Raw genomic sequence first — 20,583 nt, 5'->3', positions numbered from 1 at the left:
TCTTGCATGAGATTCGACGAGGCTTATTCAGGAAAAGTGTTTATTGGAAGTCATCCGACATGGGAAGATGCAAAAGTCATTTTATACGGTATGCCGATGGATTGGACCGTCAGTTATAGACCAGGCTCACGTTTTGGTCCAAACCGTATTCGTGAAGTTTCGATTGGATTAGAAGAATACAGTCCTTATTTAGATCGTGAGCTGCACGAAGTACCATTCTTTGATGCCGGTGACATTCCGCTTCCTTTTGGAAATGCTCAGAAAAGCTTGGACTTAATTGAAGAGTATGTCGACAGCATTTTAGAAAAAGGGAAGTTTCCATTAGGAATGGGCGGCGAGCATCTTGTGTCTTGGCCGGTTTTCCGCGCGATGCATAAGAAATATCCTGATTTGGCGATTATCCATATGGACGCACATACGGATCTTCGTGAGGAATACGAGGGTGAGCCTCTGTCTCATTCTACCCCGATTCGTAAAGTAGCAGGACTCATTGGACCTGAGAATGTGTTCTCTTTTGGGATTCGTTCTGGGATGAAGGAAGAATTTGAATGGGCAAAAGAAGCGGGCATGCACATTTCTAAATTTGAAGTGCTGGAGCCGTTGAAGCAAGTATTGCCAAAGCTGAAGGGGCGTCCAGTTTATGTGACGATCGACATTGATGTACTCGACCCAGCTCATGCACCTGGTACAGGCACGGTGGATGCTGGCGGTATTACATCAAAAGAGCTGCTTGCTTCCATTCATGCCATTGCAGGATCTGAGGTTCAAGTAGTCGGTGCAGACCTTGTAGAGGTAGCACCTGTATACGATCATTCCGACCAAACAGCGAATACAGCGAGCAAGCTTTTACGCGAAATGCTGCTTGGATTTGTGAAATAACACCTTGATAGAGGAGCTTGTCATCTCATGTGGACAAGCTCTTTTTTTACATGGATCAAAAAATAAAGGAGGCAGTTCATGTTTTCTTCTATATTGATGGTGCTTCTCGCCTTTTGTGTGTTAGCGGCGGGTTTTCTCACGCTGAAACGAGAGCTCGCAGCTGCGCCGCCCGTTTTTGCTTCGAAAAAAGAAGCAAAGGAAGAGATGTTGGGGCTGTTTCAAGATCGAGGCTTTTTCTATCTGACGGCCATTGCGTTATTCATGCAGGTGATATTTAAGCGAGCACAGATCGTGCCATTTGATTTTTTTCAGGCATTTTTGGCAAGTTCAGGCGTACAAGCTCTTTTTTATTTAATCAAAAGAAAAGACTTGGGCGTAAAGGCTGGATTGGTGGTATTAGTGAGTTTCCTGTTTCTTTTTTTCTAAAGGGATGGTGTAAGATCAAAAACGAAGTTTAATCGCAGTGAAGAAGAGAAATGATGGTATGATAGGCGATCATGAATATGGTATACTATTTTAGTTAAACGGGTCTTAGCAAAGGAAGTGCAAAATGACACAAAACCAAATTTCAATTCATGTAAAGTCAGTGATGAAACCAGAGACGGAGCCGGCTGAAACGATCGAATTCCGCACGACTGGAACGTATCAAGAAAAGAATGACAAAACGTATCTCACTTACCATGAAGAACATGAAATGGGTCAAGTAAAAACCGTTGTGAAAATGAGTGAAAAAGAAATTTTTGTCATGAGATCAGGGGCCATTCAAATGAAGCAGCGCTTTCTCATTGGAGAAACGACCGTCACACATTACACGATGCCATTCGGTACACTACAGCTTGATGTACACACACATGGCATTGATCTCGATGTGGGCAAGGGACTGCTGCACATTACGTACGATATGCTGACAGGGGAAGATCAAAAGCATTTACATACATTATCGATTTCGTATAAGGAGGATTTACGTTCATGAATATCGCAGAACAGGTCAAAGATGCGTTAAAGGAAGAAATTATTGCGGCAGTCGTCAAAGCAGGACTTGCTGATGAAAGCCAGGTACCAGATGTCCTTTTAGAAGTGCCGAAAGATAAAACTCACGGTGATTACTCCACCAACATGGCGATGCAGCTTGCCCGCATTGCAAAAAAAGCACCTCGTCAAATCGCAGAGGACATTGTCAAAGCGTTTGATAAAGGGAAAGCTTCTATTGAAAAACTGGATATCGCAGGTCCAGGGTTCATTAATATTTATATGAACAATCAGTATTTAACAAAGCTGATCCCAGCAGTCCTTGAAGCAAAAGAGGCATATGGTGAAACGAATACAGGCGGCGGCCAAAAGGTGCAAGTTGAATTCGTCTCAGCCAACCCAACAGGTGACCTTCACCTTGGACATGCCCGCGGAGCAGCTGTAGGTGATTCTCTTTGCAACATCCTTGATAAAGCAGGGTTCGAGGTGAGCCGTGAATACTATATCAACGATGCAGGCAATCAGATCAATAACCTCGCTTTATCTGTAGAGGTACGTTACTTTGAGGCGCTCGGTCTTGAAAAAGAGATGCCTGAAGACGGTTATAGAGGAGAAGACATCAAAGGCATCGGGCAAAAGCTGGCAGATGAATTTGGTGACCGTTTCGTGCATGAGCCAGAAGAAGAGCGTATGATGTTCTTCCGTGAATACGGCTTAAAATATGAGTTAGAGAAATTACGTGTAGACCTTGAGAATTTCCGTGTCCCATTTGATGTATGGTATTCAGAAACCTCTTTATATGAAAACGGTAAAATCGAACCAGCGCTGGAAACACTTCGCGCTAAAGGCTATGTCTTTGAAGAAGACGGCGCAACGTGGCTGCGTTCAACTGATTTTGGCGATGACAAGGACCGCGTGCTCATTAAAAAAGACGGCAGCTTCACTTACTTGCTTCCAGATATCGCATATCATAAAGACAAATTAGACAGAGGCTTTGATCAGCTCATTAACATTTGGGGAGCGGACCATCACGGCTATATCCCTCGAATGAAAGCGGCGATTCAAGCACTTGGATATCCTGCTGGCAAGCTTGAAGTAGAAATCATTCAGCTCGTTCACCTATACAAAAACGGTGAAAAGATGAAGATGAGTAAACGTACAGGAAAAGCCGTCACCATGCGTGATCTGATTGAAGAAGTAGGCCTAGATGCCACTCGTTATTTCTTCGCGATGAGAAGTGCGGCGACACATATGGACTTTGACCTAGACTTAGCGATTTCTACGTCTAACGAAAACCCTGTGTACTACGCACAATATGCCCATGCGAGAATTTGCAGCATGCTGCGTCAAGGGGAAGAAAAAGGCTACGAGCCAAACCTTGAAAAAGCAGATTTCTCTCACATTCAATCGGAAAAAGAATACGATCTTCTCAAAATCATTGGTAGCTTCCCAGAAGTTGTAGCAGAAGCAGCTGAAAAGCGTATTCCGCACCGTGTGACAAACTATATTTATGACCTTGCATCAGCCCTTCACAGCTTCTACAATGCCGAGAAGGTCATTGATGTAGAAAACGAAACAAAAACAACAGCACGTCTTTCACTCATGAAAGCAACACAAATTACGCTGGCGAATGCATTAAAACTCATTGGCGTATCGGCACCGGAAAAGATGTAAGAACACGAAGAAACCCGCTCGGAACGAGAGTGGGTTTCTTCGTGTTTTTCATCAATCAGCTTTTAGATCACTTTTATTTCTCTGAAAAATCTCAATTTCATAATCCTCTAATGCTTGTTTAGGAAGTTTCTTTTCTAAGACAGATTGCAAACTTGCCATATCTTTTGAAGTATCGATGCCGATGGAAATTGTGGGATCAGTCTTGATAATTTGATAGTTAAACAATGCATGCTCTTCCCATAATGAGTCCAATACGTGGATGACCTTTTCATCTAATTCCTCTTCAGAAAGGGTGAGAGTTTTTGAAGTGAAGCTTAATCCAACAATACAAAGAGTAATAAAAAACAAACCAATCAAACGTTTTATCATTATATCTCCTTCATATAGTTAATATATTCCTTTAATAGATCATAACATCCAATTGGATTTGTAGAAACAAATTCATAAAAGGTCTTTTGAATTGATGATAATCAAACAAGGTTCCTTATAATTATTTAAATTGACTCCATTCAGAATATGTTAAATAAAAACATCCGCTATCTACTAGAGACAGCGGATGTTGAACATTACCCAAGCGTATTAATAATGTTAGAAATAGAATCAAATAATTGGCTAAGTACATCAGAAAACATAGAGTGCATCCTCCCTTCGGTAAGCATGTAGTTTGTGTGCGTTAATTAGAATTATCCAAGTGTATTAATAATGTTAGAGATAGAATCGAATAATTGGTTAAGTACATCAGAGAACATGTTTTTGCCTCCTCTCTTTTCTTTTTACATCTACTTAACGAAGGAGATGGAGGGTTGGATCACTTTTTCTAAAAAATTTTTAAAAAAGTTGGTGGCATAGAAAAAAGCACCACATATTCGGGTGCTTTTTGGCTTTTATTAGTTATGAATGAATACGCAGCTTCACGTCTCCATTTTCACACGCTAGCTGAACGTTTCCGCCAATCGGTAAGGTGAAGACCGGCTGCGTATGTCCGATATCGACATCGTAGATCACTGGAATGTGTTTGAGCATTGGGTGCTTATCTAGGATAAATCTCAAATGTTCCTCTGTCATCTTGGATTTCTTCTGAAAGCGTCCGATGATCAGCCCTTTAATGGATTCTGCATGCTGTAAGAGGGATGTGAGGTCTCTGGCGAACATTTCAGGGAAAACCAAATCATCATCCTCCACAAATAAGATGGCATCCTTAATATGAGGCATAAACGACGTCCCTTGCAGTAAGTTCAGTGTACAAAGGTTACCGCCATACAAGGTACCTTCGGCTGTTCCTTCCTGATATATTCCCCATTTCGTCGGATGAAACTGCCTGTTCGCTTGATCAAGATACCACGCATCATCACTCCACTTTGTCGAAGGATTCACATTAAAAGACTCACTACCATTCATCAAGCAGGCTTGAAACATAGCGGTCTGCTCCTCTTGTCCCTGTTCCATTTGAAAGCTGGAGAAATGGGGTCCAGAGTATGTCACCATCTCACATTTGGCAGTAATAGCACTTGCGAGTGCGGTAATATCACTGTAGCCGCAAAGAACTTTTGGGTGCTGACGAATCAAGTCGTAATCAATATAAGGCAAGAGCTCATTGCAATTGAAGCCTCCGATTGCTGTCAAAATACCGTCAACTTCATCATCCATGAACGCCTCATGCAGATCAGACAAGCGGTGTTCAATAGATGATGAGGAATGAAGATCACATTCAAATGCGTGCTGTCCAAAGGAGACAGTGAAGCCTAACATCTCTAAACGCTTTTTTGCTTGAGCGATTCCTTCTTTTGATAAAATGCTGGCACTTCGGCTTGGGGCAATGACACGAAGATGACTGTCTTTTTTTAAAGGAGGTGGTGTATGCATAAACAAATCTTCCTTTCCATCACATATTTATCCATTATATCGGATCAAATGGTCCAAGTCTGTAAAAGCTAGAAGAAAGAAGTGGACCGTGCGTTTCATACAAGCTGTGCAAAGGGTATGGAAAAGAAAAAGACAGAATGAGGGCGAAGAATGTGAAAAAGAGGAGACTGGAATTTTTATTTTTATATTTTATGATATTCGGGGCATATGTGGTGTATTGGTGGCCGGTGCCGGCGTGGAGTGTCCAGTTGTACGCAGCAGTTTATATCGCCATTATTTTATTTAGTATCATCTCGCTCATGCTAGAGAACCGTACATCACAGCACACACTCTTATGGATGTATGTGCTAATCTTTTTCCCAATCATTGGCTATATGTTTTATTTGTTCTCGGGACAGCTCTATGTGAAAGGTCATTTATTCAAATCAAAAAGAATGTACAACCGTGAAAAACTACGCAGAATATCTGAGCTTGAGAGCAAGCCGGATGAATCAAGTCTAACCGAAAATCAGCGGACTTTTTTTCATTACACAGAAAAAGCAACAGGCATGCATGTGAACACAAATAGTGATATGGACATTTTAAAAAATGGGGAGGAGACGTTTCCCCGTATTTTTGAAGAATTAAAAAAGGCAAAATCGTTCATCCATATAGAATACTACATGTTCAAATCAGATTTCCTCGGGCACCGGATGATGGAGATTTTGATAGAAAAAGTGAAAGAAGGGGTAGAGGTTCGCTTCATCTATGATGCGGCTGGCAGCATTCGCTTCTCCCGAAAAGATATTAAACGCTTGAAGCAGGCAGGAGTCAAGGTCGCTCCATTTCTGCCTTTAAAATATGGTTTCTTTAATCAAAAAATCAATTTCCGCAATCACCGAAAAATCGTGATCATTGATGGGAAGACAGGATTTGTTGGCGGGTTAAATGTCGGAAAAGAATATGTCGGACGTGATGAAAATATCGGTTTTTGGCGTGATACGCATACGATGTTAAAGGGTGAGGCTGTCCAAACCCTTCACTCTGTGTTTATGCTCGACTGGGAGTATGTTTCAGATGAAGTATTAATTGATGATCCGAAATATCATACGCCGCATCCTGTGACGGGAGAGGATGTCATTCAGGTTGTACCAACTGGACCCGATATGAAAGAAAGTATGAGTGATTTATATGATGCACTCATCTCAAATGCGAAACAATTTGTCTGGATTGCGACACCTTATTTTGTCCCAAATGAATCCCTTCGTACGGCATTGAAAATTGCTGCGACAAGAGGGGTGGATGTCCGGGTGATGGTTCCGGAGATCAATGATGGCTTTCTCACACAATACGCCACACGGTCCTATTTTTCTGAGCTCCTAAAAGAGGGCATCAAGGTGTATCACTACCAAAAGGGCTTCATGCATCAAAAAGTGATGATTGCAGATGGAGAACTTGCCTCTGTCGGTACCGCAAATGTGGATATGAGAAGCTTTCAGCTCAATTTTGAGGTCAATGTCTTTACGGCCGCGAAAAAGCCCATTGAGCAGCTGATGGCACATTATGAAGAAGATATGAAAGAATGTGAGCAAATGGGACCTGTTCATTTTTATAAAAGAGGCTTAAAAGAGCGATTAAAGGAATCATTTGCTCGGTTGTTTTCTGGCGTTCTATGAGGATTTCTAGTCAAAGAAATCATTTCCTAATCTAGTATTTTGAAGAGGATTCCTCTATAATTGAAAATGATTATCAATTATAGAGGAAATGAGGTTCTTTTACATATGTTAAAACGCTTTTTCGCCTATTACAGGCCCTATCGAGGTCTGTTCTTTTTAGATTTCTTTTGCGCTGTCGCCGTTGGATTGATGGAACTGGGTTTCCCGCTTATCGTGAACTACTTCATTGATACATTGTTGCCAACAGGGAACTGGACAGTCATTGTCTGGACGGCACTTGCGCTGTTTGTCATTTATGCCCTCAGCTCGGTTATGCAATTTATTGTGTCGTATTGGGGGCATATGCTTGGCATCAATATTGAAACAGATATGAGGAAAAAGCTGTTTGATCACTTTCAGCGACTATCCTTTAAATTCTTTGACAACAACAAAACGGGGAAGCTCATGTCACGGATGACAAACGACCTCATGTACATTGGAGAAGTGGCGCATCACGGTCCTGAAGATTTGTTTATAGCGATTATGACGATTCTTGGTGCCTTTGCAGTCATGCTGATGATTAACTGGCAGCTGGCCATTTTAACCTTCCTCATCATGCCTGTCATCATTTGGCTCGCCCTACATTTTAATAAAAAGATGACGAAGGCGATTACACAGCTCAACAATGACATTGGAGACTTTCATGCGAGGGTTGAAAACAATATCGGGGGCATTCGTCTTGTTCAAGCTTTTGCCAATGAACATTTCGAGAAAAAGCGTTTTGCGGAAAACAACAACCGTTTTCGTAAGGCGAAGCTTCTTTCTTATAAAATTATGTCGGTCAATGGATCGATCAGCTATATTCTCACACGTCTTGTGACACTGTTTGTCCTTCTCGCAGGTACATGGTTTGTCCTGCAAGGTCAATTAACGGCAGGTGGCTTTATCGCATTTGTTCTGATCACAAATGTTTTATTTAGACCGATTGATAAAATCAACACGGTCATTGAAATGTATCCGAAAGGCATTGCGGGCTTTAAAAGCTATGTCGATTTGCTAGACACAGAGCCGGATGTGAAGGATACAGAGGGAGCACGTGATGTACACGGATTGAAAGGTGAAATTGAATATCGAAACGTAACATTTGGCTACGATGAACACAGTCATGTGTTAAAGAATATCGATTTAAAGATCAAACAAGGAGAGACGGTTGCGTTTGTCGGCCCTTCAGGAGCGGGGAAATCAACAATTTGCAGTCTGCTGCCTCGTTTTTATGATGTGGATGAAGGGGAGATCACGATTGATGGTATAAGCACAAAGTCGATGACATTGTCTTCTTTAAGGCAGCAGATCGGTATTGTGCAGCAGGATGTCTTTTTATTCTCAGGCACCATTCGTGAAAACATTGCGTACGGGAACTTAGAAGCCAGCGACGCAGAGATTTGGGAGGCTGTAAGAAGTGCGCATTTAGAGGAACTCGTTCAGCGTTTCCCAGAAGGGTTAAATACCGTGATAGGTGAGCGCGGCGTCAAACTGTCAGGCGGTCAAAAGCAGCGTCTATCAATTGCACGGATGTTCCTGAAAAACCCGTCCATTCTCATTCTAGATGAAGCCACATCAGCACTTGATACAGAAACAGAAAAAGCCATACAGGATGCACTGAGCGAACTAGCTGTCGGCAGGACGACACTCGTCATTGCCCACCGCCTTGCAACAATTAAACACGCCGATCGTATCATTGTCGTGACAGAGGAAGGTATTGAAGAACAAGGCCGCCACCAAGATTTAATTCAAATGGGCGGCGTATATAGCAGACTGCACGAAGCGCAGTTTGGTCATTAAAAAGAAAGATAAAGCCCTTTTGATAAGGGTCTTTTTTTGTTAGGATAGAAAAAACTCGTGTAGGAAGGATCTGATGGAATGAAGGGGCTTCGGCGATTACAAAAAGGCGATAAGATCGGTATTTTTTCACCTTCAAGTCCTGCATCAGCGACCTCGCCACTTAGGTATGAGCGGGCGAAGGAGTGGCTTGAGCAAAAAGGATTCATTGTGGTACCAGGATCATTAACAGGGAAAGAGGACCACTACCGTTCAGGTACAATTCAAGAACGAGCCAATGAGTTGAATGAGCTAATGGCTCGAGAGGACTTGGCGTGCGTCATGTCAATGATTGGCGGGACAAATTCAAATAGTATGCTGCCTTATCTTGATTTTGAGCTGCTGAAACAACATCCGAAAATCATAATCGGTTATTCAGATGCGACAGCGATTCTTTTAGCCGCTTACGAAAAAACGGGATTGCCTGTATTCTACGGACCGGCGCTTGTTCCATCTTTTGGGGAGTTTGAACCGTTCGTTGCTTATACATATCAGTCGTTCGAAGACATCCTGATGCAGCCTCAATCCATTCCTTATCAGATCAAAAAACCACCCTTTTGGACGGATGAACGAATCAATTGGGAAGAAAAGACACGTGATAAAGGGCAGCGTCCGAACGATTGGCTGTGCGTCATAGAAGGACAGGTAGAAGGCAGGTTGATCGGCGGAAACCTGAATGCAATGTACGGCATATGGGGCAGTGAATTCATGCCAGCGATCCAAACAGGAGACATTCTCCTCATTGAAGATTGCATGAAAACCGCTTCAGTTGTAGAAAAAAACTTCTCTTTATTGAAAGTAAATGGAGTGTTTGAGCGGGTATCAGGGATTCTTTTGGGGAAACATGAGCTGTTTGATGATGAGGGAACGGGCAAAGAACCTTACGAGATTTTACTTGAGGTGCTTGGAGAGACAAAGAAACCGCTCATCGCAGATTTTGACTGTGCCCATACACACCCGATGCTTACGATGCCAATTGGGGCACAAGTGAAAATGGATGCAGCTTCAAAACAAGTGTGGTTAACGAAAGAGTGGATATAACAAAAGAGCGGCCTGATGGCTGCTCTTTTTTATGAAACCTTCTCTTTTTCAAATGGCTGCAAGAGATCTTGCGCTTTTTTTCCCTCTACGACAATTAAGTAGTCAGATTCTAAGTGAGTGAGCCTGAAGGTTTCAAGCTCTACGATGTTCTTGATGTTACACATTGTTTTTTTAGAATACACATATAGACGATGTTGAGCCTGGTGGCATTTTTCATAAAGAGAAATAAGCTTATGTAAATTCAATGCTTTCGCAGCGATTTGGATTGAATAGATCTGAGACATCTTCATATCCTCCTGTTGATTACTTTCTCACAATAGCTTTGTTACCCCTGTTTGCACAGAGATAAACCTTTCTCTATGATTTCCACTCAATGGTTCCTCCGCCGGTTCGCTTGTTGCCTCTTATCGCAGACAGCTCTTCGACAAGTCGGAGCAGTGCCTGATCCTTTAACTTCGCCTCAATCATAAAATCTATATCACGCCCATACGGTTTTAATGCATGAAAAAGCGGTAAGACAAAGGACATATCTACACCATCTGCATGACTGCGTATGGCTTTTTCTGATTTCGGTGAGGATAAATGAATTTTAGGCGGAATACCAGTGCTCGTCCAAGTGCCGAACATTCTTGGCAGGATGTCTTCAAGCGCGGCATCGTCATCTTTATTGGCCACGTGATGATGGTAATCAAAAACAAAGGGAATACCGTGCTTTTCACATACACCAAGCGTTTCTAACGACGTATACGTTTTGTCATCATTCTCAAGCGTCATCCTCGCCTTGATATGCGCTGGTAGCTGTTTGATATTTTCATCAAAACGTTGAAGCGCCGAATCTTTATCACCGTACGCACCGCCCACATGAATGTTCATATAGCCTTCCTTTTCAAGCTTCATCGCCTCAAGCATTTGATAATGGTACGCCATGTCGATCACGGCATTTTCTGTGATTGAAGGCTTGGGGCTAGTAAACAAGGTGAACTGATTGGGGTGAAAGCTCACACGAAGCCCATGCCGTTTCACCAACTCGCCAATTTCAAGAAACTCCTTTTGAAAAGGTGTCACAAAGTCCCATCGTACCTCGGGATGGGTCGCAAGCGGGACGATCGAACTCGAAAAACGGTAAAGCGGGATATCATAAGCAATGGCGAAATAAAGCGTTCTTAATGTATTCACGAGATTGGCCTTTGTTGTTCGTAATAACGCCTCTTTTCCTTCTTCCTTTGAGAGCTTGCTGTATCTTGCAAAGGTCAGCGACTTGGCAGGAGAAGCCTCCCACAAGGTGACGGCATTGGATACATAACCGAATCGATAACGCATAGGTCATCTCCTTTATAAAAAATAAGAGAACATGGCGGCAACCCATTCAAGCGGACGTGACAGAAGCGGACGCTGTGCCAATTTCTCTTCTGTCATAAGCTCAGACACTTCTATGTGCTCGCGAATCCTTTCCTCTACGTGGGCAGTAAAGTCGGTATCATCAATGGCGACGTCTACTTCCTCGTTTAAAAACAAGCTGCGTTTATCAAAGTTTGCCGTACTGATCATACAGCGTTTTTGGTCAATTAGAATGGCTTTCGCATGATAAAATCCTTTATAAAAACGATAAACAAGGCAGCCAGAGGCAATGAGGTCCTTCAAATAATGAAATCCAGCCTCTTTGACGAGGGGATGATCTGCTTTCATTGGGATGATGATTTCAACCGTGACGCCTCGATTTCGTGCATCAAGCAGTGCACTCAGAAGAGGAGCAGATGGAATAAAGTAAGGTGTACAGATGATGATCTGTTTCCTCGCCTGCTGAATATCTTTGAGGAACAAAGCTTCTAAAGAAAAACCAGCAGTCGCACGTGTTGTGCATTGTAGTGCTCCCGGTTCCAAAGCAGGAAAAACCTCATATTGCAGCTGATGAATGCCAGATGTCCGGTATAAATCATTCAAAAACACATGCTGGAGATCTGCGACAACTTGTCCCGTCATGCGCAAATGATAATCCTTCCAAATACCAAACCGACCCTTTTTCCCAACATATTCATCACCAATATTAAACCCGCCAATATAGCCAATCTTTCCATCAATTACCGTGATTTTACGATGATTTCTCATGTTTAACCGATATATCAAAAAAGGGAAACGAGGCTTATTTAAAAAGTAAAATTGGATGCCGCTTTTCTCCAGCATATCAATGGACTTTTGATCAAACGGATAGGACCCTAATCGATCGGTCAGTAAAAAGACGGAAACCCCTTGTTCCGCTTTTGCTTTGAGAGCTTGTAACACCCTTTGACCAATCTTGTCGTTCTTTACAATAAAGAACATCATATGAATAGAAGAAGAGGCGTGCTGAATATCGGTGAGCAGCTGATCAAAAAATGGTTCGCCATCATGATAAAAAACGGCATCACCGCTTGTTTGGTCAAAAGATCGTTCAAAAGCGCGGGTAGAAAAATATTTCTTTCCCATATAAAGGTCTAACAATATGAGACAAACGGTGATAACGAGTACGAGTAGGATGATCAATGCGATCATAAAGCTTCCTCCTTTTTTGCATATTTCAATAGTGTACCCAAACGTGTAAAAAATATTGACTGAATACTCATTCATTATTTATGATAGAGGTACAACATGGAAACGGAACAAAGTGGGTTTTGGGGAATGAAAGGGGGAGCAAGATGAATAGCCTTTTAATCATGAACATGATCGCATTTGCGGCGGTGACCGCTTACGCTGTGTATTTGTTTATTTATCTCATTCGAACACGAGCAGCGTACATTCGTCTTGGCAAAAAAGAAGAGTTCCAACAAGACATGAAAAAACGCTTAGAGCGTGTTTGGGTCAATGTATTTGGGCAAAAGAAGCTGTTAAAGGACAAGAAGAGCGGCATCATTCATGTGCTGTTTTTCTACGGATTTATCCTTGTACAGTTCGGAGCCCTTGATTTTATTATGAAGGGACTCGTTCCAGATAGCGGACTCCCTTTAGGTCCGCTTTACGGTGTCTTTACCTTTTTCCAAGAGGTAGTCACACTTCTCATTTTAGTAGCTGTTGTTTGGGCGTTCCATAGAAGGTATGTGGAGAAGCTTGTCCGTTTAAAGCGTGGCTTTAAATCCGGTCTAGTGCTTTTATTTATTGGCGGCTTGATGCTGACCGTTTTACTTGGGAACGGGATGAATATCATCTGGCATGGACACTCTTTATCACCAACTGAGCCAATCGCATCCAGTGTTGCTTTCTTGCTGGGCGGTATTTCACCTCTTGCGGCAACGGTCGTTTTTTATGTCGCATGGTGGGTGCATCTCCTGATTTTGCTGACATTCTTAGTGTATGTCCCGCAGTCAAAGCATGCTCACCTCATTGCAGGGCCGGTGAACGTATTTGCCAGCAGATTAGACCCGCCAGGCAAGCTGCAAAAAATTGATTTTGAAGATGAGACACAAGAGACCTTCGGTGTGGGAAAAATTGAAGACTTCCGTCAGTCACAGCTGATCGACCTTTACGCCTGTGTGGAATGCGGGCGCTGCACAAATATGTGCCCAGCAACAGGTACAGGGAAAATGCTGTCTCCTATGGATTTGATTTTAAGGTTAAGAGATCATTTAACCAATAAAGGGGCCGCCATTACATCAAAGACGCCTTGGGTTCCGCAGCTTGCCTTCAGGCAGACAACAGGAAATCAACTGGCGCTGCAGGCGAGAGGAGCAGGTGCAGAGGAATCGGCTGCCAGCTCGATGTATCATCCTTCTCTTATTGGTGAAGTCATTACAGAGGAAGAAATTTGGGCATGTACGACGTGCCGAAACTGTGAAGACCAATGCCCTGTCATGAATGAACACGTCGACAAGATTATTGATATGCGCAGATATCTTGTGCTGACCGAAGGGAAAATGGATGCAGATGCACAGCGTGCCATGACAAGTATAGAGCGCCAAGGGAACCCGTGGGGATTGAACCGGAAAGAAAGAGAAAATTGGCGTGAACTGAGAGAAGATGTGCACGTGCCGACAGTAAAAGAGCTGAAAAAAGCAGATCAAACCTTCGATTATTTATTCTGGGTTGGTTCAATGGGGGCATATGACAATCGAAGCCAAAAGATTGCGCTTGCCTTTGCAAAGCTTCTCAACGAAGCAGGAGTCTCCTTTGCCATTCTAGGAAATAAGGAGAAAAACTCTGGCGATACACCAAGAAGGCTTGGAAACGAATTTTTATTTCAAGAGCTTGCTGCAAAAAACATTGAAGAATTCCAAAAAAACGGTGTCACAAAGATCGTTACGATTGATCCGCACGCCTATAATTTATTTAAAAATGAGTATCCAGACTTCGGACTTGAGGCAGAAGTGTACCATCATACAGAATTACTGGCAGAGCTAGTGAAAGAAGAGAAGCTAACGCCTGTACATGAAGTGAATGAGGTCATCACCTTCCACGACTCTTGCTACCTAGGCAGATATAACGAAGTGTATGATCCGCCGAGAGATATTTTAAAAGCCATCCCTGGTGTGACGCTGAGAGAAATGGAACGTCATCGTGAAACTGGTATGTGCTGCGGTGCCGGCGGGGGCTTAATGTGGATGGAAGAAGAGACGGGTACCCGGATTAACACTGCCCGAACGGAGCAGGCGTTACAGGTGCAGCCGTCCATCATTAGCTCAGGGTGTCCTTATTGCTTAACGATGCTGGGAGATGGCACGAAGGCAAAGGAAGTAGAGGATCAGGTAGGTACATTTGATGTCGCAGAGCTTCTTGAAAAATCAGTGTTTGGCGAGGCTGGAAAGCAGGTTTCGTAAACAAAACAGGCCGATGAATAGAATGTTCATCGGCTTATACATGGCGCTGTACATCTGCTGTTTAGACAATATGTAAGCGGTAACAAACTGGAGGGGACATACATGAGTAAGACGGTCATTGTATCTGGAGCAAGAACACCATTTGGAAAACTAGGCGGTGCTTTCAGTGGGTTGAGTGCCGCAGAACTAGGCGGAATGGCCATCAAGGCTGCGCTGGAAAGAGTGCCAGGTTCACATCATGTGGATGAGGTCATCATGGGAAGTGTTTTGCAGGGAGGACAAGGTCAGATTCCTTCAAGGCAAGCAGCAAGACATGCTGATCTTCCGTGGTCCGTTCCGACGCAAACCATCAATAAAGTCTGTGCATCAGGTATGCGCAGTGTGAGCACAGCAGATCAAATCATCCGAGCTGGAGATGCGGAGGTCATCGTAGCGGGCGGTATGGAATCCATGTCAGACGCCCCTTATTTGCTAAAAAAAGCGCGATGGGGCTACAAAATGGGAGATGGTGCGGTACAAGATGCGATGATTTTAGATGGATTAACCTGTTCTTTTACAGGCGTTCATATGGGTGAGTATGGGAGCATGGCTGCGAAGGAGCTCGGTATCACGCGGGAAGAGCAAGATCTTTGGGCATTAAGAAGTCATGAACGGGCGATCGAAGCGCAGAGAAACGGCTTTTTCCAGCATGAAATCACCCCCGTCACCGTCAAGACGAAAACGGGAGAGCGGCTGATCACAGAAGATGAATCCCCGCGGCGTGATACGTCATATGAACGGCTGTCAAAGCTCATGCCTGTTTTTGATCAAACGGGTACCATTACCGCTGGAAATGCACCAGGTGTCAATGATGGAGCAAGTGCGCTTCTTTTAATGAAAGACACATATGCAAAGCAGCATGACCTCAAGCCAATGGCAATCGTGCTTGGTCATACGCAGGTAGCTGTAGAGGCAAAGGATTTTCCGAAAACACCAGCCTTTGCTATCGAGAAAATTTTACAGAAAACAGGCAAGCGTCTAGAGGATATTGATCTATTTGAAATCAATGAGGCCTTCTCAGCTGTGGCGCTGGCATGTGAAAAAATAATCGGGCTGGACCGGCGGAAAATGAATATCAACGGTGGTGCAGTTGCGCTTGGTCATCCCATTGGAGCAAGCGGAACACGGATCATATTGACCTTGATTCATGCATTAAAACAAAGAGGCGGCGGTATTGGCATTGCGGCGATTTGCAGTGGAGGCGGTCAAGGAGATGCCATCATGATAAAGGTAGATTAAAAGGGAGGCGTTCATCGTCATGAGTACAGAAGAAACCGTCATGGTCGTTGGAGCTGGTCAAATGGGATCAGGCATTGCCCAAGTTTTTGCTCAGTCTGGCTACACAGTCCTGCTGCATGATGCATCTGAAAAGCAGATTCATCGAGCCATTTCCTCCATGACCACACAACTGACGAAACGAGCAGAAAAAGGAAAGCTAGCCCATCAGGCAGTCCGAGATATTACGCAGCGGCTTGCCGTATCTACAGATTTAAAGGACGTGCAGCAGGCACGTTTAGTGATTGAAGCTGCATCTGAACAAATGAGTGTGAAAAAACAAATCTTTGAGACACTTGATCAATTTGCAGAGGCGAAGACGATATTTGCAACAAACACATCCTCCTTGTCGATCACAGAATTAGCAGCTGTTACGAGTAGACCGGAGCAAGTGATTGGCATGCATTTTATGAATCCGGTGCCTGTCATGAAACTCGTTGAGGTCATTCGAGCGCTGCAAACGAGTGACGACACGTATCAACTCGTTTGTGAAACAGCAAAGACATTAAACAAAACCCCAATTGAAGTGGAAGACTTCCCAGGGTTTGTATCAAACCGCATATTGATGCCAATGATCAATGAAGCCATTTACACCCTTTATGAAGGCGTGGCAGATGCAGAAAGCATTGACGGTGTCATGACGCTTGGAATGAATCACCCAATGGGGCCACTTCGTCTCGCTGATTTCATCGGACTAGATACATGTTTATTTATTATGAATACCCTTCATGAGGGACTTGGGGATAGCAAATATCGACCTTGTCCTCTTTTGAAAAAATACGTGAATGCAGGCTGGCTGGGCAAAAAGACAAAGAGAGGTTTTTACACATACCACGACCACTCATAGGGGGAGTCAAAATGGATGTTTTGCTTACGGATCAACAGCGACTCTGGAGAGAACAGGCAGCAGAATTTGCAAGACAGCGTATATTCCCTGAAGTGGAAGCCATGGAACAAGGTCAGTTCCCAACAACACTTTTAGCAGAAATGGGACGACAAGGCTTTCTGGGGATTCCAATACCAGCTTCGTATCAAGGCTTAGGAGCAGATTTTACAACGTATATCATCGCCATTCATGAATTATCCAAAGTGAGTGCGACCATCGGTGTCATTGTGTCCGTTCATACATCTGTTGTGACGATGCCTATTTTGGCTTTTGGAACGAATGAGCAAAAAGAATCCTATGTTCCGCTGCTTGCATCCGGGCAGAAGCTGGGAGCATTTTGCCTGACTGAACCGAAGGCAGGATCAGATGCCTCCAGTATTCAGCTAAGGGCAAAGCGGGCGGGCGACCATTATGTGTTAAATGGTACAAAAATGTTTATCACAAGCGGCGGGGAAGCAGAACTGTATCTTGTCTTTGCCGTGACAGATCCTGCTTCTGCGAAAAAAAATATATCGGCATTCATTGTTGAGAAAGATACACCAGGATTTACGATCGGAAAAGATGAGAAAAAGATGGGACTGCACGGGTCAAAAACCGTTACGCTTCATTTTGATGCTGTGCGGATTCCAAAACAGCAGCTGCTCGGTGCAGAAGGAGAGGGCTTTCACATAGCCATGTCTAGTTTAAATGCGGGGAGAATCGGTATCGCGGCTCAAAGCCTCGGCATTGCAGAAGCCGCATTAACTGAGGCAGTGACTTATTTAAAACAGCACTCGGCAGGTCTAGAAACGACCATTCGGCTGGGTGATTTGGCAGCGAAGCTTGAAGCAGCCAAACTATTAGTCTATCAAGCGGCTTCTTATAAAGAGGCGAATCGTCCGGTCACAAAGGAAGCATCCATGGCAAAGCTATTTGCCTCAAGAACGGCAGTTGAGATCAGTACAGAAGTGATCCATTTGCTCGGCATGGATGGTTATACGAATCGCTATCAAGCACAACGTTACTTTCGTGATGCGAAAGTTTGTGAAATCTATGAAGGAACAAGTGAAATTCAAAGGCTGGTCATTTGTAAACAGCTAATATGAAACGAGGTGGCTCATGATGCAGTTTCAATTAAGTGATGAACATGAAATGATTCAAAAAATGGTGAGGGATTTTGCGAAAAATGAAGTAGAGCCAACAGCAGCAGAGCGGGATGAGACAGAAACGTATGATCCAACTATTTTTCGCCAAATGGCGGAGCTCGGTTTAACGGGGATCCCTTGGCCGGAAGAGGTAGGCGGGATCGGTAGTGATTATTTAGCCTACGTCATCGCAGTGGAGGAGCTTTCAAGAGTGTGCGCCTCTACAGGCGTCACCCTCTCCGCCCACACCTCTCTCGCCTCGTGGCCCATCTATACTTTCGGAACAGATGAACAAAAAGAGACCTATTTAAAGCCGCTTGCAGAAGGACAGAAGGTAGGGGCATATGCACTCACTGAGAGCGGTTCGGGTTCAGATGCCGGCGGAATGAAGACAACGGCAGTAAAGGCAGGCAATGAATACGTCCTGAACGGTGCGAAAATCTTTATTACAAATGGAGGCATTGCGGATTATTATATTGTGTTTGCTGTGACAGACCAAGAAGCTGCATCTCGAAATACGACTGCCTTTATTGTAGAAAAAGAGACACCGGGCTTCTCTGTTGGCAAAAAGGAAAGCAAACTGGGCATTCGTTCATCGCCAACGACCGAAATTCGATTTGAAGATTGCCGGATTCATGAAAGGAACCGGCTCGGACAAGAAGGAGAAGGCTTTAAAATAGCGATGATGACCCTCGATGGCGGCAGAAACGGCATTGCTGCACAGGCAGTTGGGATTGCACAAGGCGCTCTTGATGCGGCAGTCGATTATGCGAAGGAGCGCAAGCAATTCGGCAAACCAATCATTCAGCAGCAAGGAATTGCTTTTAAGCTAGCAGATATGGCAACCGCAATTGAAGCCTCCAGGCTGCTCACTTATCAGGCAGCATGGCTCGAAACGAAAGGGCTCCCGTATGGAAAGGAATCAGCAATGTCCAAGCTCTTTGCTGGAGATACAGCCATGAAGGTAACAACAGAAGCCGTCCAAATCTTCGGCGGCTACGGCTATACAAAGGATTACCCAGTCGAACGATACATGCGTGATGCGAAAATCACCCAAATTTATGAAGGCACACAGGAAATCCAGCGCCTAGTCATCTCGCGCAAACTGCTAGATATGTAGAAACAAAGCAAAGACCACCTGATGTGAGGTGGTCTGTTTTGGGTTTGGTTCATGAAGTATTAATCATTAGCATCATCCAAAGTTTTTTTATTTTAGGGTTGTAAAAGGATAGTGTCGGCAACAGGAAACAGCTTTAACGTATGAGTGATTTGTAACTGATGAAGTAGTGAGTATTGGTACATGTGAATTGGCAATATACCTACTAAAGAATTAGACCTCAAGAATAATATAGCGATAACCCACATACAAGGTAATAGTCAGGTTTTCCTGAATTTAAGATGATTTCCAGTATTGAGCCATATTATATTAGCCTTATGTTAAAATTGAGAAAATAAAAATATGGGAGGTTATTATGACCACAACTACTACTATCTTAGCGATTGTAACTTTGGTGATATGGATCATGGTTTCCACAGAACTTTCGAAGTCTTCAAAGAAAGATCAAAATGAAAAAGAAAATAGCCGTAGAAAATTAATTGTTTTAATGTTTGCAGGCATTATATTGACCATAGCAATAGTCATTTCATTAATTCAGAAACTCTAGCTTTAAAATAAACGAAAAAAGTGTATCGTTATGAAAGCTGTTTGAAAATTATATAAAAAAGTTCATCTCATTCACTAATGTGTTTAAACTTTGCAGAATTGTCACAGTTCAGCCTCATTTCTAACGTGTTGGTTATGATTCTTCCTACATAAATAAGCAATTCTTTTTTTGCCCGAATAGCTGAATCTTCTAAAGAAAATACAGAAAAACGAATATACAGAGGATTAATGCAAAAAGCAGCCATTATTTTTCATCATACGTTCAAGGATTTGAATAAAGGGTATCTATTTTGATATCAAACCGAAGTCGAGACAACTCAATATGAGTATCTCGATTTTTTTGGAATTGAGGAAATTGATTCAATTTGACTAGGTAATTTAATCCATTTTCTTCTTTTTTCACTTCAATTAGTAGGGACTTATGTTGTGTTTTAGAAAATAGTATATTTATCACATTTTCTAAATGTTACAATTTTTCAAAAGCTATGATAGGAACTGAAATGTATAAAGATACCTGATATATTTCCAAAAATGAATCACTTTTTCATACAGATACGGTTCTTCGCTCCTTAGGGTCAATGTGTATAACTGTACTTCCCATTCATCACTTCACTTGAATTCAAAATAAAATCAACTCTTTTTTCACATCCATCATGATTATTCAGTTAATTTTTGAACTTGGGCTCTGTCAACGGATGAACTCCGATTGTTCAAGAATATTTCAGTAATAATTGAAGGACTACAACGAGCATCTCTCAAAAAAATTCATCATGAAAGTTTACCTGCCTCTAAAAAAAGCACTGAAGATTTGAAACGAATTGAATTTTGATAGTGTTTATCAGAAATTCTGACTAGATTTGAATGAATCAGAGCA

18 protein-coding genes are annotated in these 20,583 nt (G+C 43.0%); 13 read left to right on the top strand and 5 right to left on the bottom strand.

Going from position 1 to position 20,583, the window contains the following annotated elements; all coding sequences use genetic code 11:
- The first annotated feature begins 6 nt into the window (after positions 1 to 6).
- From speB to argS, 4 genes are all read left to right on the top strand, one after another.
- A complete protein-coding gene (gene speB, locus MHB79_RS17190; RefSeq protein ID WP_003214818.1) occupies positions 7 to 879 on the top strand; it encodes an agmatinase in 873 nt (290 codons plus the stop codon).
- Between the two features lie 78 nt (positions 880 to 957).
- Positions 958 to 1,305 (top strand): hypothetical protein, encoded by a 348-nt coding sequence (locus MHB79_RS17185; RefSeq protein ID WP_226804302.1) that lies wholly within the window; start codon positions 958 to 960, stop codon positions 1,303 to 1,305.
- A 124-nt stretch (positions 1,306 to 1,429) separates the two neighbouring features.
- Positions 1,430 to 1,852 (top strand): DUF1934 domain-containing protein, encoded by a 423-nt coding sequence (locus MHB79_RS17180; RefSeq protein WP_340990326.1) that lies wholly within the window; start codon positions 1,430 to 1,432, stop codon positions 1,850 to 1,852.
- Positions 1,849 to 3,522, top strand: coding sequence for an arginine--tRNA ligase (gene argS, locus MHB79_RS17175; protein ID WP_050944459.1), 1,674 nt, complete (start codon positions 1,849 to 1,851; stop codon positions 3,520 to 3,522). Before MHB79_RS17180 ends, argS begins: the two co-directional genes overlap by 4 nt.
- A gap of 51 nt (positions 3,523 to 3,573) precedes the next feature.
- Here argS and MHB79_RS17170 read toward each other — a convergent pair whose 3' ends face one another.
- The gene (locus tag MHB79_RS17170; RefSeq protein WP_003215379.1) at positions 3,574 to 3,891 is read right to left on the bottom strand and encodes a hypothetical protein; all 318 of its coding nucleotides are present in this window, start codon (positions 3,889 to 3,891) and stop codon (positions 3,574 to 3,576) included.
- 522 nt (positions 3,892 to 4,413) lie between these two features.
- On the bottom strand, positions 4,414 to 5,385 hold the full coding sequence (locus tag MHB79_RS17165) for a S66 family peptidase (RefSeq protein WP_226804300.1): 972 nt from the start codon (positions 5,383 to 5,385) through the stop codon (positions 4,414 to 4,416).
- Positions 5,386 to 5,537: 152 nt separating this feature from the next.
- Between MHB79_RS17165 and cls (MHB79_RS17160) the strand changes: the two genes are divergently transcribed.
- The 3 genes from cls (MHB79_RS17160) to MHB79_RS17150 all read left to right on the top strand — a co-directional run bounded on the left by cls (MHB79_RS17160) (position 5,538) and on the right by MHB79_RS17150 (position 9,938).
- Positions 5,538 to 7,040, top strand: coding sequence for a cardiolipin synthase (cls, locus tag MHB79_RS17160; protein ID WP_050944457.1), 1,503 nt, complete (start codon positions 5,538 to 5,540; stop codon positions 7,038 to 7,040).
- 105 nt (positions 7,041 to 7,145) lie between these two features.
- Entirely contained in the window at positions 7,146 to 8,861 is a 1,716-nt protein-coding gene (locus tag MHB79_RS17155; protein WP_050944708.1) for an ABC transporter ATP-binding protein, read from the top strand.
- A gap of 78 nt (positions 8,862 to 8,939) precedes the next feature.
- Entirely contained in the window at positions 8,940 to 9,938 is a 999-nt protein-coding gene (locus MHB79_RS17150) for a S66 family peptidase (protein WP_340990325.1), read from the top strand.
- A gap of 29 nt (positions 9,939 to 9,967) precedes the next feature.
- On the opposite strand, the gene MHB79_RS17145 is transcribed toward MHB79_RS17150, so the two are convergent.
- From MHB79_RS17145 to cls (MHB79_RS17135), 3 genes are all read right to left on the bottom strand, one after another.
- Positions 9,968 to 10,222 (bottom strand): hypothetical protein, encoded by a 255-nt coding sequence (locus MHB79_RS17145; protein ID WP_003215306.1) that lies wholly within the window; start codon positions 10,220 to 10,222, stop codon positions 9,968 to 9,970.
- A gap of 73 nt (positions 10,223 to 10,295) precedes the next feature.
- Positions 10,296 to 11,258 carry a UV DNA damage repair endonuclease UvsE gene (gene uvsE / locus MHB79_RS17140; RefSeq protein ID WP_340990324.1) on the bottom strand — a complete coding sequence of 321 codons (963 nt, stop codon included), beginning with the start codon at positions 11,256 to 11,258 and terminating at the stop codon, positions 10,296 to 10,298.
- Positions 11,259 to 11,270: 12 nt separating this feature from the next.
- Positions 11,271 to 12,467: a cardiolipin synthase gene (gene cls, locus MHB79_RS17135; RefSeq protein WP_335355937.1), complete on the bottom strand. Its 1,197-nt coding sequence runs from the start codon at positions 12,465 to 12,467 to the stop codon at positions 11,271 to 11,273.
- A 143-nt stretch (positions 12,468 to 12,610) separates the two neighbouring features.
- Here cls (MHB79_RS17135) and MHB79_RS17130 point away from each other — a divergent pair, with 143 nt between their 5' ends.
- The 6 genes from MHB79_RS17130 to MHB79_RS17105 all read left to right on the top strand — a co-directional run bounded on the left by MHB79_RS17130 (position 12,611) and on the right by MHB79_RS17105 (position 19,710).
- On the top strand, positions 12,611 to 14,722 hold the full coding sequence (locus MHB79_RS17130; protein ID WP_340990322.1) for a heterodisulfide reductase-related iron-sulfur binding cluster: 2,112 nt from the start codon (positions 12,611 to 12,613) through the stop codon (positions 14,720 to 14,722).
- Positions 14,723 to 14,824: 102 nt separating this feature from the next.
- Positions 14,825 to 16,000: an acetyl-CoA C-acetyltransferase gene (locus MHB79_RS17125; protein ID WP_335365713.1), complete on the top strand. Its 1,176-nt coding sequence runs from the start codon at positions 14,825 to 14,827 to the stop codon at positions 15,998 to 16,000.
- Positions 16,001 to 16,019: 19 nt separating this feature from the next.
- The gene (locus MHB79_RS17120; RefSeq protein ID WP_340990319.1) at positions 16,020 to 16,883 is read left to right on the top strand and encodes a 3-hydroxybutyryl-CoA dehydrogenase; all 864 of its coding nucleotides are present in this window, start codon (positions 16,020 to 16,022) and stop codon (positions 16,881 to 16,883) included.
- Between the two features lie 11 nt (positions 16,884 to 16,894).
- Positions 16,895 to 18,007: an acyl-CoA dehydrogenase family protein gene (locus MHB79_RS17115; protein ID WP_335365711.1), complete on the top strand. Its 1,113-nt coding sequence runs from the start codon at positions 16,895 to 16,897 to the stop codon at positions 18,005 to 18,007.
- A 16-nt stretch (positions 18,008 to 18,023) separates the two neighbouring features.
- On the top strand, positions 18,024 to 19,166 hold the full coding sequence (locus tag MHB79_RS17110; protein ID WP_335355940.1) for an acyl-CoA dehydrogenase: 1,143 nt from the start codon (positions 18,024 to 18,026) through the stop codon (positions 19,164 to 19,166).
- Between the two features lie 352 nt (positions 19,167 to 19,518).
- Positions 19,519 to 19,710 (top strand): hypothetical protein, encoded by a 192-nt coding sequence (locus MHB79_RS17105; protein ID WP_310425428.1) that lies wholly within the window; start codon positions 19,519 to 19,521, stop codon positions 19,708 to 19,710.
- Positions 19,711 to 20,583 lie beyond the last annotated feature (873 nt).

This window comes from Bacillus sp. FSL M7-0558 (assembly GCF_038003245.1).
Classification (GTDB): domain Bacteria; phylum Bacillota; class Bacilli; order Bacillales; family Bacillaceae; genus Bacillus; species Bacillus pumilus.
The sequence above is the reverse complement of the archived record's forward strand: the minus strand, read 5'-3'. Positions and strand labels throughout refer to the sequence as shown.

What these genes read in the sequence shown, in the direction of transcription:
- MHB79_RS17145 (WP_003215306.1), bottom strand. Translation starts at nt 10,222, where the DNA reads ATGTCTCAGATCTATTCAATCCAAATCGCTGCGAAAGCATTGAATTTA.
- MHB79_RS17130 (WP_340990322.1), top strand. Translation starts at nt 12,611, where the DNA reads ATGAATAGCCTTTTAATCATGAACATGATCGCATTTGCGGCGGTGACC.
- MHB79_RS17120 (WP_340990319.1), top strand. Translation starts at nt 16,020, where the DNA reads ATGAGTACAGAAGAAACCGTCATGGTCGTTGGAGCTGGTCAAATGGGA.
- cls (WP_335355937.1), bottom strand. Translation starts at nt 12,467, where the DNA reads ATGATCGCATTGATCATCCTACTCGTACTCGTTATCACCGTTTGTCTC.
- MHB79_RS17105 (WP_310425428.1), top strand. Translation starts at nt 19,519, where the DNA reads ATGACCACAACTACTACTATCTTAGCGATTGTAACTTTGGTGATATGG.
- MHB79_RS17180 (WP_340990326.1), top strand. Translation starts at nt 1,430, where the DNA reads ATGACACAAAACCAAATTTCAATTCATGTAAAGTCAGTGATGAAACCA.
- uvsE (WP_340990324.1), bottom strand. Translation starts at nt 11,258, where the DNA reads ATGCGTTATCGATTCGGTTATGTATCCAATGCCGTCACCTTGTGGGAG.
- MHB79_RS17150 (WP_340990325.1), top strand. Translation starts at nt 8,940, where the DNA reads ATGAAGGGGCTTCGGCGATTACAAAAAGGCGATAAGATCGGTATTTTT.
- MHB79_RS17155 (WP_050944708.1), top strand. Translation starts at nt 7,146, where the DNA reads ATGTTAAAACGCTTTTTCGCCTATTACAGGCCCTATCGAGGTCTGTTC.
- MHB79_RS17125 (WP_335365713.1), top strand. Translation starts at nt 14,825, where the DNA reads ATGAGTAAGACGGTCATTGTATCTGGAGCAAGAACACCATTTGGAAAA.
- MHB79_RS17110 (WP_335355940.1), top strand. Translation starts at nt 18,024, where the DNA reads ATGCAGTTTCAATTAAGTGATGAACATGAAATGATTCAAAAAATGGTG.
- MHB79_RS17185 (WP_226804302.1), top strand. Translation starts at nt 958, where the DNA reads ATGTTTTCTTCTATATTGATGGTGCTTCTCGCCTTTTGTGTGTTAGCG.
- argS (WP_050944459.1), top strand. Translation starts at nt 1,849, where the DNA reads ATGAATATCGCAGAACAGGTCAAAGATGCGTTAAAGGAAGAAATTATT.
- MHB79_RS17165 (WP_226804300.1), bottom strand. Translation starts at nt 5,385, where the DNA reads ATGCATACACCACCTCCTTTAAAAAAAGACAGTCATCTTCGTGTCATT.
- MHB79_RS17170 (WP_003215379.1), bottom strand. Translation starts at nt 3,891, where the DNA reads ATGATAAAACGTTTGATTGGTTTGTTTTTTATTACTCTTTGTATTGTT.
- speB (WP_003214818.1), top strand. Translation starts at nt 7, where the DNA reads ATGAGATTCGACGAGGCTTATTCAGGAAAAGTGTTTATTGGAAGTCAT.
- MHB79_RS17115 (WP_335365711.1), top strand. Translation starts at nt 16,895, where the DNA reads ATGGATGTTTTGCTTACGGATCAACAGCGACTCTGGAGAGAACAGGCA.